The sequence below is a fragment of the uncultured Leptotrichia sp. genome (assembly GCF_938036635.1).
GTDB classification, from domain to species: domain Bacteria; phylum Fusobacteriota; class Fusobacteriia; order Fusobacteriales; family Leptotrichiaceae; genus Leptotrichia; species Leptotrichia hongkongensis.
The window spans coordinates 1-1636 of the sequence record NZ_CALHQO010000289.1; the positions used below are offsets into that span (position 1 = coordinate 1).

A 1636-nucleotide genomic window follows, 5' to 3' on the forward strand; every position below is an offset into this window, starting at 1 on the left:
AATATAATTTTTGAGGAAAAGGATGTTGATTGGGATAATTTTGACAAAAAATCTTATGTAAAAATTGTGGAAAAGTTGAACAAAAATGTGGAAAACATAGTAAATGAACTCCTGAATATAACAAGTCAATTTCAAAATACTGTAATTGTATCAAATGAGCTGGGACTTGGGCTTGTGCCGAGTTATCCATTGGGACGTTATTTTCGTGAAATTGCAGGAAAAATGAATCAGGCTGTGGCAAAAAGGGCTGATGAAGTTTATTTTGTGGTGTCTGGCATTCCAATGAAAATTAAATAATTAATAGTCCTGTTCGGTAACTATAAGAACTTAGAATTTATAACTAATTTATTTTAATGGGAAATAGTATAAAATATTCGCGAAAAAAATTCGATGTATCAGCATTGATAAAAAAAGTAATATATGGTAAAATAAAAGAAAATGTATTAAATAAATAATGGAGGAGAAACTATGAGAAAAGTAATAGTAGCTGGAAACTGGAAAATGAACAAAACTGTAAAAGAGGCTGCACAATTCTTCAATGAATTAAAGCCTTTAGTAGCAGACGTAAAAAATGCAGGAATCGTAATTGGAGCACCATTTACTGCATTAGAAACAGCAACTAGAGAAACTGCAGGAAGCAACATTAAAATTGCTGCTGAAAATATGAACGCTAAAGAAAGCGGAGCATATACTGGAGAAGTTTCACCATTGATGTTAAAAGATTTAGGTGTAGAATATGTAATTTTAGGACATTCTGAAAGAAGAGAATATTACCATGAAACTGATGAAATCATCAATGAAAAAGTAAAATCAGCATTGGCTCACGATTTAAAACCAATCTTATGTATCGGAGAAAAATTGGAAGAAAGAGAAGCTGGAACTACTAATGATGTTGTAAAAACTCAAATTACTGGTGGATTAAAAGATGTAACAGCTGCTGAAATGGCAAACGTTGTACTAGCTTATGAACCAGTATGGGCAATTGGGACAGGTAAAACTGCTACTCCAGAACAAGCTCAAGAAGTTCACGCATTCATCAGAGGATTATTAACTGATTTATATGGAAAAGAAGTTGCAGAAAACGTAACAGTTCAATATGGTGGATCAATGAACGATGCAAATGCAGCTGACTTAATCGCTCAAACAGATATTGACGGTGGATTGGTAGGAGGAGCAAGTTTAATTCCTGAAAAATTCGCTGTAATAATAAAAGCCGGAGATGCAGCAGCTAAATAATTATTTTGAAAAAAATTAATTGCTTATTCTCTTGTTTTGTAAATTATAGGAGGAACTAATAACGTGTTAGAAAATTTATTAATTATAGCTCTAGTAATTTTATCAATCATCATGATAAGCGTAATTTTACTACAGCCAGACAGAAGCCAAGGTTTAGCAAAAAGTTCTGCTAACATCTTGGATGAAGAAAAAGAAGGAATTGAAAAATTTACTGAAATAGTCGCAACATTATTTCTAGTTGTTGCAATCTTATTCCAAATTGTGAGATAATTTTTAAAAAGTAAATTTTTTGGATTTTTTATAAAAATATTAAAATCACAGTTGAAAATATTGGCTGTGATTTTTTCTAATTTTAGTTTTTTTGATTAATACTGAACTCTGTTTAAAAATAGAAATAAAT

General features: G+C 30.8%; 3 protein-coding genes. All 3 read left to right on the plus strand.

Features of this window, described 5'->3' with window-relative positions:
- Positions 1–297, plus strand: a 297-nt coding sequence (locus tag Q0370_RS05665; RefSeq protein WP_299573217.1) for a bifunctional adenosylcobinamide kinase/adenosylcobinamide-phosphate guanylyltransferase, incomplete at its 5' end; no start/stop codon positions are given.
- 171 nt (positions 298–468) lie between these two features.
- On the plus strand, positions 469–1236 hold the full coding sequence (gene tpiA / locus Q0370_RS05670) for a triose-phosphate isomerase (protein WP_299573220.1): 768 nt from the start codon (positions 469–471) through the stop codon (positions 1234–1236).
- Between the two features lie 63 nt (positions 1237–1299).
- Positions 1300–1506 (plus strand): preprotein translocase subunit SecG, encoded by a 207-nt coding sequence (secG, locus tag Q0370_RS05675; RefSeq protein WP_006804864.1) that lies wholly within the window; start codon positions 1300–1302, stop codon positions 1504–1506.
- Positions 1507–1636: the final 130 nt, after the last annotated feature.